Source organism: Shewanella sp. SG44-2, from assembly GCF_014164215.1.
Classification (GTDB): Bacteria; Pseudomonadota; Gammaproteobacteria; order Enterobacterales; family Shewanellaceae; genus Shewanella; species Shewanella frigidimarina.
Genome location: NZ_JACJEU010000030.1, coordinates 18,064 through 33,508, shown reverse-complemented (window position 1 = coordinate 33,508; position 15,445 = coordinate 18,064). Strand labels below are relative to the sequence as shown.

The following is a 15,445-nucleotide window of genomic DNA, read 5'->3' as shown; positions in this document are numbered from 1 at the left end:
TATGACAGTTTAATCTCTTTAATGCAGTTATTGCTGTTGGTAAGCTTTTATTATGTCATCAATTTGCTGATCTTTTTCGACCCAAAGCTGGTTCAACCAACGTTGAAATTCAACACGAGTTTCTGGGCTTGAAAAGTAAACTTCTGAATCCACTTTTGGCACAGGCAGAGTTTCAATACGAACCACAACTTTTTTAGTGCGTCCATGCATGACATTAGTCAGCACTTTTTCCGACGTTTCAGGATAAACCAAGGTGATATTTAATAAGCCGGTAAACTGTTCGCCCATTGCTGAGAGTGTAAAAGCTATCCCACTGGCTTTAGGACGTAATAAATGGCGATAAGGTGAATTCTGACGTAATCGTTTTTCTTCGGTAAACCGACTGCCTTCAACATAATTAATAATCGAGGTTGGCATGTGCTTAAAACGTTCGCAAGCTTTGCGGGTTGTTTGCAGATCTTTGCCTTTCAATTTAGGATTTTTTTTCAGCTTAGCTGCGCTAGTACGATCCATAAACGGCATGTCGAGCGCCCAGCAACCTAGCCCCATTATTGGTACATAAAGTAATTCTTTTTTCAAAAAAAACTTCAACATTGGGATATGGTTACGCAATAAATATGTTTGGGCTGCAATATCAAAGCCGCTGACATGATTACTGATCAGTAAATACCAACCGTTTGGGTCGAGTTTCTCTAACCCTTTTACATCCCATTCAATATTAGATATTAAATATAAAATACCGCCGTTACATGTGGCCCAAGACCACATAAAACGGTTCATTATTCGAGTTAGTAGTTGGCGTGCAGGCAAGAAAGGCAGTAATAATTTTGCTACCCCACCAATCGTTAATAATGTGCTCCACACAACAGTATTAATGATTAATAGCGACAGGCTGATAATAAACAGTATCGGACCAGGTAAAAAAGCCAGCATATGTCGTTAATCCTCTTGTTTTGCTTGTGAAGCAAAATTCTGTAATTGCAGGTCTTTTTCTAGCCATATTTGATTGAGCTGCTCTTGAAACTCAATTTTAAATTCGCGATCTTTTAGATAATCGCCACGCATACGCTGAGGGATATCAGTGATTTTAATGTCCACTCTTACTTCGGATAATCCACCACAAATATAGTGCCAATAAGTCGGTACGGTATCAGGATAATATATGGTGACATTAACCAGTTTATTAATGTGCTCTCCCATAGCGGAGAGTGCGAATGCCATTCCTCCAGCCTTAGGTTTTAAAAGGTGCTGAAAAGGTGACCCTTGTTTATCATGTTTAGCTTCCGTAAAACGTGTACCTTCAACAAAGTTCATAATACTCACAGGTTTCGTTTTAAATTTCTCACAGGCTTTGCGAGTAATTTCAATGTCTTTACCTTTCAACTTGGGATTTTTTCGTAACTGTGATGTGCTGTAACGGCGCATAAATGGAAAATCTAATGCCCACCAAGCGAGGCCGAGTACCGGGACAAAAATAAGTTCTTGTTTGAGGAAAAACTTTAAAAAGGGAATTTTGCGGTTAAATACTCGCTGTAAAATGAGGATGTCGACCCATGATTGATGGTTAGCAATAACCATATACCATTCTTGTTCAGAAAAAGATTGATCGCCTGTGACATGAATACGCATTGGATGAAAAATAGATTCCACTATCGTATTGACACTGATCCATGCCGTAGCGCAATTATCGAGAATATAGCTACAGATTTTTTGACAAATGCCAATCGGGATCAATTTAACAATACTGAACGCCAAGATAGGGATGGTCCAAAAAATGGTATTAAATAAATAGCATAAGAATGCAATTGAACCTTTGATTTTCGAAAGCAGCGACATTTTTCTCTCCTATTAAACGGAGGGCTATGTTACTCGTAGTCGCAGTTTTGCTCAATCTATACGATAGGTTAAATTACGTTTATTGCTGATTCAATTTTGCCAGTAATCGGTCCATGGCCCGATAACCAAGGGCTTGAGCAATGTGACTGCGCTCGGTAGTAGGGGATTGCTGCAAGTCGGCAATGGTGCGTGATACCCGTTGAATACGATGAAAACTACGTACTGACAACCCTAAGCTCACGACACTTTGTTCCAAAAAAGCCAGATCTGGCTGAGTAATCGCGCCATCTTGTTTGAGTTGTTTTGGGGTTAACTCACTGTTTAATACCCCAGAACGGCTGAGTTGTAGATCGCGTGCTTGCTTGACTCGCTTAGCTATTTCAACGCTAGACTCACTGGGCTGGTGTTGTTGGGTTAACGTACCTGCAGGAAGTTTGGGAACATCAACGGTTAAATCGAAGCGGTCTAAAAAAGGCCCCGATAAACGCGATAAGTAACGCTGAATTTGATCTGGGGTCGAACGTGCGCGCTCCGTATCACCGCAAGGGCTTGGGTTCATGGCGGCAATGAGTTGAAATCGACTTAAAAAGGTCAATTTTGCTGCGGCTCGAGAAATCTCTACTTGGCCAGTTTCTAAAGGCTCACGCAGACAATCCAGTACCTTACGAGGAAATTCTGCTATTTCATCAAGAAATAATATCCCACGATGCGCTAATGATATCTCACCTGGTTTGGGATGGCTGCCGCCACCAATCAGTGCAATAGATGATGATGTATGGTGCGGCGAGCGAAAAGGGCGATTAAGGAAGTTTTGCGGTTTTACATGTAATCCAGCGACAGAATGAATGGCGGCTACTTCAATGGCTTCGTCGTAGGTAAGTTTTGGCAGTAATGGGATAATTCGATTGGCTAACATACTTTTCCCCGTCCCTGGGGGGCCAATAAACAACATGTTATGTCCTCCGGCCGCGGCGATTTCAAGCCCGTGTTTGGCCTGATATTGGCCAATAACATCGCTCATGCACAGCGATGATTGCGCTTGAATTTCTTCTTCAATCCATTCGGGCAAGGTGTCGAGTAACGGTAATTGTGCTTGGCCGTGTAAAAATGCCGCTAAGTTTTGTAAGTGGGCGACAAAATAACTGTGCTTATAGCCAACGAGCTCTGCTTCATGGCGGTTTTCGATGGGCATAAAAAAATGGTGCTGATCATTGCGCGCGGCAATAATGGCTGGTAATAATCCACTGCAAGGGCGAATTTGCCCAGAAAGAGCCAGCTCACCCACAAATTCGCATTGGTGCAATGCTTTAGCTGGAACTTGATTTGATGCGGCGAGAATACCGACTGCAATAGGCAAATCATAGCGCCCACCTTGTTTGGGTAAATCTGCTGGGGCTAGGTTGACGGTAATTCTTTTCTGAGGGAATTCAAATCCTGCATTAATCAACGCACTTCTGACGCGCTCTTTGGCTTCTTTAACTGAGGTTTCCGGAAGCCCCACTAGATTAAATGCGGGTAAACCGTTGCTTAAATGAACTTCAACAGTGACTCTTGGCGCTTCTACACCGCAACTTGCTCGAGTAAATACACAGGCTATCGCCATCAACAATTCCTTTTGTTTGAATAATATACAAATGAATGGGTGGTTACAGTCTAGCAGCGATGTGTTTTTTTGCGTGATAAAGGCTAAATAAGTGAGATAAAGTTGTGCTTGTAAGCTAGTTTAAATGACTGATGTTGAGTAGAATACTGTCGCTTTATAGTTCGCAAGGACCAAGTATAAATAGGTCTGTTGTCGTGAAACACTATAATGATATTCCATCACTCGTTATTTCTATCTGCATTGAATCATTAGCCTTATTAATTTGAATGTTAATAAATGGCTGAGGTCTTGCATTTGCCCATTTTGCAACAAAGATATGTACATACATTCCTGATATTTTGGCTAGTATTCGGGTAAAGGTAAACTATGAGCCTCTCTGATAATTTATTGATCATCTTGTGCCTGATCGGCATTAGTTGTTTTTTTTCTATGTCTGAAATTGCCCTTGCGGCATCACGAAAAATGCGTTTGCAATTAATGGCCGATGAGGGCGATTTGCGCGCCGCAAAAGTGCTTAAACTTCAGGCCCATCCAGGCAGCTTTTTTACCGTGGTACAAATCGGACTCAATGCGGTCGCGATTATGGGCGGTATTGTGGGTGAATCGGCCTTTAGACCCCATTTTGAGCAATTACTGTTGCCTTTATTGGGCAATGAGTGGGGTTTACAGCTGAGTTTTATTTGTTCATTTGTGACGGTTACCTCGTTGTTTATTTTATTTGCTGATTTGATGCCTAAACGAATTGCGATGGTGATCCCAGAGCAAGTCGCGGTCACTTTTGTAATGCCAATTATTTTGTGTATTAAAGTGTTAAAGCCGTTTGTGTGGATTTTTAATGGCTTGGCCAATGCAATTTTTAAATTGTTGCAAGTTCCTACAGCACGTAACGACCAAGTCACCCATGATGATATTTACGCCATGATGACAGCAGGTACTGAAGCTGGGGTGATGGATAAAGGCGAACAACAAATGATGGAAAACGTGTTTGAAATGCAGTCTGTTTCGGTAACCTCTGCAATGACGGCGCGTGAAAGTTTAGTGTATTTTTTACTGCAAGACAGTGAAGATGATATTAAACAGAAAATTGCTAAAAATCCGCATAATAAGTTTCTCGTTTGTGATGGCCAACTGGACATGATCAAAGGTTTTGTTGATGCGAAAGAGTTGCTGATTAGGGTAATTAACGGCGAGAACATCACCTTAAAAGGCAGTACGTTAGTACATAACTGCCTTATTATTCCTGATACGTTGACTCTGTCAGAATCGATGGAATATTTTAAGAATAATCGTTCCGACTTTGCGGTGGTGATGAACGAATATGCATTGGTTGTCGGCATTGTGACCACCAACGATTTACAAAGTGCCGTTATGGGCGCGTGGTCATTACATGAAAGTGAAGAACAGATTGTTGCCCGTGATGGTAACTCTTGGTTAGTCGATGGGGTGACACCGATTACTGATGTAATGCGAGCATTTAATATTGAAGTGTTTCCGCATAATCAAAACTACGAAACCATTGCAGGTTTTATGATGTATATGTTGCGCAAAATTCCTAAACGTACTGATTTTGTCAATTATGCGGGTTACAAATTTGAGGTAGTCGATATTGATTCATACAAAGTCGACCAACTACTGGTTACTCGGCTAGACATTGAGATGCCGCCTCTGCCTTAAGTCAATTAGCATAAAAAATCTAACCGACACCATTAAATGATGTCTAAGAACGCACGAATGATAGGATCATTGGTGCGTTTTTCTTTACAGCAACAACCTAATTCAAATGGTGGGATCGGGATTGGCGAAGCTAGAGTTTGGATACGATCGCGTACCGGACTATTGTGGATCACCGCTTCTGGGCTTATACCAACACCACAGCCGAGCGCGACCATAGACACAATAGCCTCCTGACCAGAGACTTGGGCATAAATATTGGGTTTTATACCCATTTGCTTAAACCACAAATCAATCCTTTTTCTGCCGGGACCATGGTCCGGTACGATATAGGGTAGTTTAGCCCAGTCAATTTTTGCTTGGTTTACCCATTGCTGAACTTGGCATTGTATTGTGGGCGCAATGACGGAAATCGGTACTTTATCAATCGGGGTAAAATGCAGACTGGCAGGGAAAGCTTCCGGTAATGCAATAATCGCGATATCGGCGCGATTTTTTTGAATTTGGTTTACCGCATTGGCTGGATCTCCGGTGTTGAGATTGATATCGACATGGGGATGCTCACGTCTGAACCGATCTAACAGTGCCGGTAAATGGCTATAAGCTGCGGTAACTGAGCAATACAAATTAAGATTGCCACGTAAAAATTGCTGGCTTGGGTCAATACGACTGCGCAGTTGGGTCCATTCCGATAATGTTTGCTCTGCAAAACGTTTAAATTCAACGCCCGCGTGGGTAATAGTGACGCTTCGATTGTCACGGTCAAATAATTTACTGCCCACTTCATCTTCTAAACGCTGCAACGCACGGCTTAAGGTTGATGGGCTGACATGCGATTGCTCTGCTGTTTTGGCAAAATGCAGGCTATCGCATAAGTGTAAATACATTTTAAGTGAACGGATATCCATCACAGCACCTTCAAGCACGCATTAAGTTGAGTGTAAGTTAAATATTAGGTTAAGCATTCTATGTTGCATTAATTGCAACGTCATGTCCCGAATATATCATTTTAAGCAATCATATGCATGCGCTATAGTGACTTCAATCACAACGCTTAAGGTCGCTGACTTATAAGATGTTGAGTCCCAAATTACTAAATTTTATAGGTGGTATCAGATGGCTAACTATTTTAACTCTCTGAATTTACGTCAACAATTAGCTCAACTAGCACAATGCCGCTTTATGGACCGTACTGAATTCAGTGACGGTTGCCAATATATTAAAGATTGGAATATCGTGATTTTAGGTTGTGGCGCACAAGGCCTTAACCAAGGTTTAAACATGCGTGATTCAGGCCTAAATATTTCTTTTGCCTTACGTCCGCAAGCTATTGCTGAAAAGCGTGCATCGTGGCAAAAAGCCACCGATAACGGCTTTAAAGTCGGCACCTTTGAAGAGCTTATTCCTGCGGCTGATTTAGTGTTAAACCTTACACCAGACAAGCAACACACTAACGTCGTTAATGCGGTTATGCCATTAATGAAGCAGGGTGCTACGTTATCTTATTCGCATGGTTTCAATATCGTTGAAGAAGGCATGCAAGTTCGTCCTGATATTACTGTGGTTATGGTTGCACCAAAATGTCCAGCGACGGAAGTTCGTGAAGAATACAAGCGTGGTTTTGGCGTACCAACATTGATTGCAGTACACCCAGAAAATGATCCAAATGGTGATGGCTTAGCGATTGCTAAAGCTTATGCAAGTGCTACTGGTGGCGACCGTGCCGGTGTATTAATGTCATCGTTTGTGGCTGAAGTTAAGTCAGATTTGATGGGCGAGCAGACCATTTTGTGTGGCATGTTACAAACGGGTGCCATTTTAGGTTATGAGAAAATGGTCGCTGATGGTGTTGAACCTGGTTATGCCGGCAAGTTAATTCAGCAAGGTTGGGAGACTGTTACCGAAGCACTTAAGCACGGCGGCATTACCAACATGATGGATCGCTTATCAAACCCAGCTAAAATCAAAGCATTTGATATGGCTGAAGAGTTAAAGGTTATCCTTAAACCGTTGTTCGAAAAGCACATGGACGACATTATTAGCGGTGAGTTTTCTCGCACTATGATGGAAGATTGGGCTAATGATGACACCAACTTGTTACGTTGGAGAGCTGAAACTAACGAAACCGCATTTGAAAATGCGCCAGTGTCATCTGAACATATCGATGAACAAACCTATTTCGACAAAGGTATTTTCTTAGTAGCAATGATTAAAGCAGGTGTTGAGTTGGCGTTTGATACCATGGTTGCCGCAGGTATTGTTGAAGAGTCGGCTTACTATGAGTCGCTACATGAAACACCGTTAATTGCCAACACTATTGCGCGTAAGCGTTTATATGAAATGAACGTGGTTATTTCAGATACGGCTGAATACGGTTGTTATTTATTCAACCATGCAGCAGTACCGATGTTACGTGATTATGTTAACGCTATGTCATCTGAGTACTTAGGTGCTGGACTTAAAGACCAAGCAACAGGTGTTGATAATCTGCGCTTAATCGATGTAAATGATCAGATTCGTAATACAGAGGTTGAGTTTATCGGCGCTGAGTTACGTGGTTACATGACAGATATGAAAAGCATTGTTGAAGCAAGCTAACGTATAAATTGGCTGGTGAAGTACCTGTTCAGTGTTTTTTGCAACATGTTTATGTTGCCGTTGTCGGACAGGCATCAATCGAAACGTCTTAATCTTATTGATTGGGACGCTGAAAAAACAAATATTAGATTGAGTTCTAATTAATTATTAGTAGAACTCATACGTTAAGTTTTTGTTGTTGTTTGCATTGTCTCGGCAGGGAAGCTGAATTTTTTTTACAAAGGCAATTTTTTAGTTGTGTTCGGTAAATCTTTTATGGTACTTGTTAGTTATACCGTAACGTTATTTGAACATAACCAAACGAATTATTTAGAAACTTAGGATACTATCTAAAACATGTTAAACCACACAGCCATTCTCATTCTCGAAATTATTACCGTAGTGATTATTAAGTCACAGCGGGGGTGGCGTTTTGGCAACTAGACTGACCTAAGAGTCAAACAGATTGCAAAAACCCCCGCTCCGAAAGGACCGGGGGTTTTTTAGTTTTAGGCTTAAGTAAAACCACAGACCCAATATTACACAGTAGAGCAGCAGATACATTGACGAAGTAGAGAGCAACATATGGAAGCAGGACAGAAAATGCGCGGCGCGGATGCAGTAATCAAAGTACTAGCAGCACATGGTGTGACAACGGTATTTGGTTATCCTGGTGGGGCGATTATGCCAATCTATGACGCCCTTTACGGCGGTCCTGTAGAACACTTGCTTAGCCGTCATGAACAAGGTGCTGCATTTGCTGCTGTGGGATATGCTCGTGCGAGTGGTAAAACAGGAGTGTGTTTTGCAACATCAGGCCCAGGGGCCACTAATTTAATCACCTCACTTGCCGACGCTTTACTTGACTCGGTGCCGTTAGTTGCCATAACGGGCCAAGTGTCTACCAGTGTTATCGGTACTGATGCATTCCAAGAAATCGATGTATTAGGCATGTCGTTGTCATGCACCAAACACAGTTTTATGGTCACCGACATCAATGAGCTTATTCCCACCTTATATCGCGCTTTTGAAATTGCCGCCGAAGGACGTCCTGGTCCTGTGTTAGTTGATATACCCAAAGACATCCAACTTGCAGCATTAGAATACAAAACTCCCCTTCAAAGTGTTACTGATGAATTACAGCCTCAGGTTAGTGACTTAGATGCCGCCGCAGAGTTAATTAAGCACGCTAAAAAGCCTATGTTGTATGTTGGTGGCGGTGTGGGTATGGCTGGCGCCGTTGCGCATTTACGTCAGTTTATCGACACCACAGGCATTCCATCAGTGGCGACGTTAAAAGGTTTAGGCAGTATTGCACATGGCACTAAAGGTTATTTAGGCATGTTGGGTATGCACGGTGGCAAAGGGGCAAACCTTGCAGTGCAAGAATGTGATTTATTGATGGTGGTTGGCGCACGTTTTGATGACCGCGTTACCGGTCGGCTAGCGAGTTTTGCTAGTAATGCCAAAGTGTTGCATTTAGATATAGATGCCGCCGAAATTGGTAAATTACGTCAAGCTGACGTGGCGATAGCTGCTGAACTTAGCATAGTGTTACCTGCATTAACGGCCGCCGTTGCTGATAAGCTAGACATTGCTCAATGGCAAGCTGATGTAGAGGAGTTATCCCGTAAGCACCAATGGAATTACCAACATCCGGGTGATTTAATTTATGCGCCAGCGATGTTACGCCGTTTAGCCAATAAACTACCAGAAGACAGTGTTGTTGCTTGTGATGTCGGCCAGCATCAAATGTGGGTTGCACAGCACATGTGGTTCCGCCGTCCTGAAGATCATTTATCCAGTGCTGGCTTAGGTACTATGGGTTTCGGCTTACCTGCTGCTATTGGTGCCCAAGTTGCCCGACCTGATGCGACGGTGGTCACGGTCTCTGGTGATGGTTCGTTTATGATGAATGTTCAAGAATTGACCACCATTAAGCGCCGTAAATTGCCGGTAAAAATCTTACTGATTGATAATCAAAAACTGGGTATGGTTAAGCAATGGCAACAGTTATTTTTTGAAGAGCGTTACAGTGAAACAGACTTATCTGACAATCCTAACTTTGTCCTGATGGCATCAGCATTTGATATTCCAGGTCGAACGATAACGAGAGCAGATCAAGTTGAGCAAGGGTTAGATGATATGTTGAATAGTAGTGGTCCTTTTATGTTACATGTGTCGATTGATGATGCTTTTAACGTATGGCCTCTAGTGCCACCGGGTGCGAGTAATAGTGAGATGATGGACCAAATGGAGAAGCAAACATGATGCATGCATTAGAAATAACCGTTCAACAACGCCCTGAAGTACTGGAACGGGTGCTGCGTGTTACTCGCCATCGTGGTTTTAAAGTCACCCAGATGCAGGTTCGTATTAATGAAGACGCCAGCATGGCGGTCGACTTATGGGTTGAGGCCGAACGTGCCATTGAATTGCTCAGCAATCAGTTAGATAAATTAATCGATGTCACTCACTGTAAAGTGCTATCGGCGGCACCATTAAACCAAGTCGCCAACGGTTAAGGCTTACTATTAAGCCAAGCATGATTTAGTTAGATACTATTTAGTTAGAGATTGTGTAGTTAGAGATTGTGTAGTTAGAGATTATGTAGTTCGAGATTATTTTAGTCGTTATAAGGTTAATAAACCGATAACGCGCACCACATTAAACAAAGGATATTAGCAATGCCAAAATTACGTTCAGCTACCAGTACCGAAGGCCGCAACATGGCAGGCGCCCGCGCACTATGGCGTGCCACTGGCGTGAAAGAAAATGATTTTGGTAAACCTATCATAGCGATTGCCAATTCGTTCACTCAGTTTGTCCCTGGACATGTGCATTTAAAGAATATGGGATCATTGGTTGCAGGTGCCATTGAAGAAGCAGGCGGCATTGCCAAAGAATTTAATACTATTGCCGTAGATGACGGTATTGCGATGGGCCATGGCGGCATGCTGTATAGCTTACCGTCGCGCGAGTTAATTGCAGACAGTGTTGAATACATGGTCAATGCGCATTGTGCCGATGCATTAGTGTGTATTTCTAACTGCGACAAGATTACTCCTGGCATGTTAATGGCGGCGCTACGGTTAAATATTCCGGTGGTATTTGTATCCGGTGGGCCAATGGAAGCGGGTAAAACCAAGCTATCCGATCAAATTATTAAGCTTGATTTAGTTGATGCCATGATCGCTGGTGCAGACTCTAATGTCAGTGACGAAGACAGTAAGCAAATCGAACGCAGTGCTTGTCCTACTTGTGGGTCGTGCTCGGGTATGTTTACTGCTAATTCAATGAATTGTTTAACCGAAGCCTTAGGATTGTCATTACCAGGTAACGGTTCAATGTTAGCGACTCATGAAGACCGTCGTGAATTATTTTTAGAAGCCGGTCGCCGTGTAATGATGTTGGCAGAACGTTATTACAAGCATGACGATGAAACGGCATTGCCGCGCAATATTGCTTCATTTAAATCATTTGAAAATGCCATGGTACTCGATGTTGCGATGGGCGGTTCATCAAATACAGTGTTGCATTTAGTGGCTGCAGCGCAAGAGGCGGAAATTGACTTTACTATGGCGGATATTGATCGCATATCGCGCTTAGTGCCTCATCTATGTAAGGTTGCACCATCAACGCCTAAATATCATATGGAAGATGTTCACCGTGCTGGTGGGGTGATGGGTATTTTAGGCGAGTTAGATAGAGCTGGTTTAATCCATAACGATGTACCGCATGTGGCCGCAGACAATGGTGGCGATTTAAAATCAGTCTTAGCTAAGTACGACATTAAACAAACTAACGATCCAGATGTAATCCGCTTTTTTAGTGCCGGCCCTGCTGGTATTCCAACCACTAAAGCATTTAGCCAAAATTGTCGCTGGGATAGTGTTGATGACGACCGTGAAAATGGCTGTATTCGTTCGCGTGAGTTTGCCTTTAGTCAAGAAGGTGGCTTAGCCGTATTGTCAGGTAACGTTGCCGTTGATGGCTGTATTGTGAAGACGGCAGGGGTTGATGAGTCTAATTTAACTTTTGTTGGCAGTGCCCGCGTGTACGAAAGCCAAGATGATGCAGTTGCTGGTATTTTAGGCGGCGAAGTGGTTGAAGGCGATGTGGTGGTTATTCGCTACGAAGGCCCTAAAGGTGGCCCTGGTATGCAAGAAATGCTGTATCCAACAACCTATTTAAAATCTCGAGGTTTAGGCGCTAAGTGTGCGTTAATTACCGATGGTCGTTTTTCAGGTGGCACTTCTGGTTTGTCTATTGGCCACGTATCACCAGAAGCTGCATCAGGTGGCACTATTGCACTGATTGAAAATGGCGATCAAATTGCGATTGATATTCCCAAGCGTAGTATTCAACTTAATGTCAGTGAAGCAGAGCTTACTCAGCGTCGCACAGCCATGAATGCAAAAGGCCCTTTAGGTTGGAAGCCGGTGTCTCGTGAGCGTTATGTGTCATTAGCCCTTAAAGCTTATGCATTACTTGCAACCAGTGCAGATAAAGGTGCGGTACGCGATCGCACTAAGCTGGAGGGGTAATATGTTGGCTTTGGCGTCTCAAACTCAATTAGATTTAGCCCACTATTATTTACAGAAAATTTTACTATCGTCTGTATATGATGTGGCTAAAGTGACGCCACTGTCGAGCATGAATAAATTGTCTGCTCGCTTTGGTTGTCAGGTGTATTTAAAGCGTGAAGACATGCAACCAGTGCATTCGTTTAAGTTACGTGGGGCTTATAACCGTATCGCTGCCTTGACTCAAGATGAATGTAATAAAGGCGTAGTGTGTGCATCGGCGGGTAACCATGCCCAAGGTGTGGCAATGTCTGCCGCCAGCCGGGGTATTGATGCGATTATTGTTATGCCAAGTACCACGCCCGATATTAAAATTGATGCAGTAAAGCGCTTAGGTGGCACGGTAGTATTACACGGACAGGCGTTTGATCAAGCCAATGATTATGCAAAAAATCTGTCGGCAACAGAAGGGCGTGTTTATATCGCTCCGTTTGATGACGAAGCAGTTATTGCAGGCCAAGGCACAATTGCTCAAGAAATGGTGCAGCAGCAGCGTGATATTGAAATTGTGTTTGTACCCGTTGGCGGTGGTGGATTAATTGCCGGTATTGCTGCGTATTATAAAGCGGTCATGCCACAAGTGCGGATCATTGGAGTCGAGCCCGAAGATGCAGCATGTTTAAAGGCGGCATTAGAAGCCGATGAACCCGTGACGCTGGCCCAAGTTGGTTTGTTTGCTGATGGTGTGGCGGTTAAGAGAATAGGTGATGAACCATTTAGATTAGCACGCGAATATGTTGATGAAGTGGTTACCGTCACTTCCGATGAAATTTGCGCCGCGGTTAAAGATATATTTGAAGATACCCGTGCCATAGCAGAGCCAGCAGGAGCCTTGTCGATTGCAGGCCTTAAAAAATACATGGCGCAACAGGGTGACTCTATCGATGCACCGAAAAAAGTAGCGGCTATTTTGAGTGGCGCCAATGTTAATTTTCATAGTTTACGTTACGTGTCTGAACGCTGTGAATTAGCTGAGCAAAAAGAAGCGGTTTTAGCGGTAAAAATACCTGAAAAACCAGGCAGTTTTTTACGTTTTTGCGAGTTACTCGATAAACGGGTGATGACCGAGTTTAACTACCGCTTTAGTAGCCGTGATATGGCAGTGGTGTTTGCCGGCATTCGTCTTACCGGTGGCCAAGCAGAGCTAAGCGAGATTATTGCTAAACTTGAGTCGGAAGGCTTTGAAGTTCAAGATTTATCCCAAGATGAAACGGCTAAATTACATGTGCGTTATATGGTCGGCGGTCACCCACTTGAACCACTAGAGGAGCGCTTGTTTAGTTTTGAATTTCCTGAACATCCTGGGGCATTATTGAAGTTTTTAACCACTTTACAGAGTAAATGGAATATCAGTTTATTTCATTACCGTAACCATGGGGCAGCCTTTGGCAGGGTGTTAACTGGGTTTGAAGTTCCGGCTAAAGACGACGTGGCATTTGCACAGTTTTTAACTGAGTTAGGTTTCGTTTATCAAGAAGAAACCCACAGTCCGGCATATAAGCTCTTTTTAAATAGCGCTAAAGCAAAATCGTAAGTCATTTTTAACTGACCTGAACTAGGGGTAAGAGACGAAGATATGATAATAAAGATCATAGACTTAGACGTTTATCACTATCAAACTTGTCATTTGTTTTACTAACAAGGCGAATTGACGCGTCAATAGCGGGTCTATTGCAAGTTAATTCAACACCGTTAGTAAGACAAAGAGCTGTTTGAGAGGCGTTTGTTATCCCGAGTTCAGGTTGACTACCATTCTGAGGTGATTTAGTGCCTCAATGTGGTATTGTCAGTTCGCCTAAAACGAAAAAATATTCGTGGGTTTGTAGAAACTATTACCAACGACCACTAATAAGTTGATGTTAATGTATTTTGCAGCAACTGATTGGTATAGTTTGCTTTATATGTAGGGTACATTTTTCCAAATTCATACATAGTTATGAATTTTCGACCTCATTTTAAGGAGACTTTGATGTTACCCGTACCAACAATTCAAGCTTTTATGCCACCGCGCCGAATCTTAATGGGCCCAGGCCCATCTGACGTGTATCCCGAAGTGCTTGCGGCACAATCAAGGCCGACTATTGGCCACCTTGACCCATTATTTGTTGGCATGATGGATGAGCTAAAAAGCTTAATTCAATATGCTTTTCAAACCAAAAACGAAATGACCTTAGCTGTATCTGCTCCAGGCAGTGCAGGCATGGAAACCTGTTTTGTCAATTTAGTTGAACCAGGTGAAAAGGTAATCGTGTGTCGTAATGGGGTATTTGGTGAGCGCATGCGCCAAAACGTTGAGCGCGTTGGCGGTGTTGCGGTAGTCGTCGACAATGAATGGGGCGAACCTGTATGCCCAGATAAAGTTGAAGCTGCACTTGTCGCACATCCTGATGCCAAATTTTTAGCCTTTGTACATGCAGAAACCTCAACGGGTGCGCTGTCGGATGCCAAAACATTATGCACCTTGGCGCAATTACATGACTGTATCAGTATTGTTGATGCGGTGACCTCATTGGGTGGCGTTGAATTACTGGTGGATGAGTGGGGCATTGATGCCATTTATTCAGGCAGCCAAAAGTGCTTATCTTGTGTGCCTGGTTTATCTCCAGTGTCATTTTCACCTAAAGCCGTTGCTAAACTAAAAGCTCGTACCACCCAGGTGCAAAGTTGGTTTTTAGATCAAACCTTAGTGATGGGTTATTGGGGTAATGGCAATGGCGCTAAGCGCAGCTATCATCATACCGCACCCGTTAATGCATTATATGCCCTACATGAGTCTTTACGTTTGTTAGCCAATGAAGGGCTCGAAAATGCCTGGGCAAGACACCGTAAAATGCATCTGTTATTACGCGATGGATTAACCAAACTTGGATTGAAATTTGTGGTTGAAGAAGCGTCTCGTTTACCGCAACTTAATACCGTTTATATTCCAGATGGTGTTGATGACGCTGCAGTGCGTAAGCATTTATTGGAAGAATATAATTTAGAAATTGGTGCAGGCTTAGGCGCTTTAGCGGGTAAAGCATGGCGCATCGGCTTAATGGGCTATGGTGCCCGTCGTGAAAACGTCTCCCTTTGCTTACATGCACTAGAAGAGTCTCTTAACCAGAACTGAGGTTAACAAACTTAGTGGATATAAAAAAATGACGCTAAATAGCGTCATTTTTTATGTCTG

11 protein-coding genes are annotated in these 15,445 nt (G+C 43.0%); 7 read left to right on the top strand and 4 right to left on the bottom strand.

The genetic code is table 11. The features are described 5' to 3' along the window. Window positions 1-27: 27 nt before the first annotated feature. The 3 genes from H5181_RS17360 to H5181_RS17350 all read right to left on the bottom strand — a co-directional run bounded on the left by H5181_RS17360 (window position 28) and on the right by H5181_RS17350 (window position 3,439). The gene (locus H5181_RS17360; protein WP_011635905.1) at window positions 28-933 is read right to left on the bottom strand and encodes an acyltransferase; all 906 of its coding nucleotides are present in this window, start codon (window positions 931-933) and stop codon (window positions 28-30) included. A 6-nt stretch (window positions 934-939) separates the two neighbouring features. Then, complete coding sequence (locus tag H5181_RS17355) at window positions 940-1,836, bottom strand: acyltransferase (protein WP_011635906.1); 897 nt, start codon at window positions 1,834-1,836, stop codon at window positions 940-942. 79 nt (window positions 1,837-1,915) lie between these two features. Beyond that, window positions 1,916-3,439 (bottom strand): YifB family Mg chelatase-like AAA ATPase, encoded by a 1,524-nt coding sequence (locus H5181_RS17350; protein ID WP_011635907.1) that lies wholly within the window; start codon window positions 3,437-3,439, stop codon window positions 1,916-1,918. Between the two features lie 366 nt (window positions 3,440-3,805). On the opposite strand from H5181_RS17350, the gene H5181_RS17345 reads away from it, so the two are divergent. Further along, window positions 3,806-5,113, top strand: coding sequence for a hemolysin family protein (locus H5181_RS17345; protein WP_123778375.1), 1,308 nt, complete (start codon window positions 3,806-3,808; stop codon window positions 5,111-5,113). 32 nt (window positions 5,114-5,145) lie between these two features. Here H5181_RS17345 and ilvY read toward each other — a convergent pair whose 3' ends face one another. Continuing rightward, a complete protein-coding gene (gene ilvY / locus H5181_RS17340) occupies window positions 5,146-6,018 on the bottom strand; it encodes an HTH-type transcriptional activator IlvY (RefSeq protein WP_182751617.1) in 873 nt (290 codons plus the stop codon). 208 nt (window positions 6,019-6,226) lie between these two features. Between ilvY and ilvC the strand changes: the two genes are divergently transcribed. The 6 genes from ilvC to H5181_RS17310 all read left to right on the top strand — a co-directional run bounded on the left by ilvC (window position 6,227) and on the right by H5181_RS17310 (window position 15,385). Continuing rightward, window positions 6,227-7,708 carry a ketol-acid reductoisomerase gene (gene ilvC, locus H5181_RS17335; RefSeq protein WP_182751616.1) on the top strand — a complete coding sequence of 494 codons (1,482 nt, stop codon included), beginning with the start codon at window positions 6,227-6,229 and terminating at the stop codon, window positions 7,706-7,708. A 564-nt stretch (window positions 7,709-8,272) separates the two neighbouring features. Beyond that, the gene (gene ilvG, locus H5181_RS17330) at window positions 8,273-9,958 is read left to right on the top strand and encodes an acetolactate synthase 2 catalytic subunit (protein WP_182751615.1); all 1,686 of its coding nucleotides are present in this window, start codon (window positions 8,273-8,275) and stop codon (window positions 9,956-9,958) included. After that, on the top strand, window positions 9,955-10,212 hold the full coding sequence (gene ilvM, locus H5181_RS17325) for an acetolactate synthase 2 small subunit (RefSeq protein ID WP_011635912.1): 258 nt from the start codon (window positions 9,955-9,957) through the stop codon (window positions 10,210-10,212). Before ilvG ends, ilvM begins: the two co-directional genes overlap by 4 nt. Window positions 10,213-10,374: 162 nt before the next feature. Next, window positions 10,375-12,234 (top strand): dihydroxy-acid dehydratase, encoded by a 1,860-nt coding sequence (gene ilvD, locus H5181_RS17320; protein WP_182751614.1) that lies wholly within the window; start codon window positions 10,375-10,377, stop codon window positions 12,232-12,234. A 1-nt stretch (window position 12,235) separates the two neighbouring features. After that, window positions 12,236-13,807: a threonine ammonia-lyase, biosynthetic gene (gene ilvA / locus H5181_RS17315; RefSeq protein ID WP_182751613.1), complete on the top strand. Its 1,572-nt coding sequence runs from the start codon at window positions 12,236-12,238 to the stop codon at window positions 13,805-13,807. 435 nt (window positions 13,808-14,242) lie between these two features. After that, entirely contained in the window at window positions 14,243-15,385 is a 1,143-nt protein-coding gene (locus tag H5181_RS17310; protein ID WP_011635915.1) for an alanine--glyoxylate aminotransferase family protein, read from the top strand. Window positions 15,386-15,445: the final 60 nt, after the last annotated feature.

What these genes read in the sequence shown, in the direction of transcription:
- ilvA (WP_182751613.1), top strand. Translation starts at nt 12,236, where the DNA reads ATGTTGGCTTTGGCGTCTCAAACTCAATTAGATTTAGCCCACTATTAT.
- H5181_RS17360 (WP_011635905.1), bottom strand. Translation starts at nt 933, where the DNA reads ATGCTGGCTTTTTTACCTGGTCCGATACTGTTTATTATCAGCCTGTCG.
- H5181_RS17350 (WP_011635907.1), bottom strand. Translation starts at nt 3,439, where the DNA reads ATGGCGATAGCCTGTGTATTTACTCGAGCAAGTTGCGGTGTAGAAGCG.
- H5181_RS17345 (WP_123778375.1), top strand. Translation starts at nt 3,806, where the DNA reads ATGAGCCTCTCTGATAATTTATTGATCATCTTGTGCCTGATCGGCATT.
- ilvY (WP_182751617.1), bottom strand. Translation starts at nt 6,018, where the DNA reads ATGGATATCCGTTCACTTAAAATGTATTTACACTTATGCGATAGCCTG.
- ilvC (WP_182751616.1), top strand. Translation starts at nt 6,227, where the DNA reads ATGGCTAACTATTTTAACTCTCTGAATTTACGTCAACAATTAGCTCAA.
- H5181_RS17355 (WP_011635906.1), bottom strand. Translation starts at nt 1,836, where the DNA reads ATGTCGCTGCTTTCGAAAATCAAAGGTTCAATTGCATTCTTATGCTAT.
- ilvM (WP_011635912.1), top strand. Translation starts at nt 9,955, where the DNA reads ATGATGCATGCATTAGAAATAACCGTTCAACAACGCCCTGAAGTACTG.
- H5181_RS17310 (WP_011635915.1), top strand. Translation starts at nt 14,243, where the DNA reads ATGTTACCCGTACCAACAATTCAAGCTTTTATGCCACCGCGCCGAATC.
- ilvD (WP_182751614.1), top strand. Translation starts at nt 10,375, where the DNA reads ATGCCAAAATTACGTTCAGCTACCAGTACCGAAGGCCGCAACATGGCA.
- ilvG (WP_182751615.1), top strand. Translation starts at nt 8,273, where the DNA reads ATGGAAGCAGGACAGAAAATGCGCGGCGCGGATGCAGTAATCAAAGTA.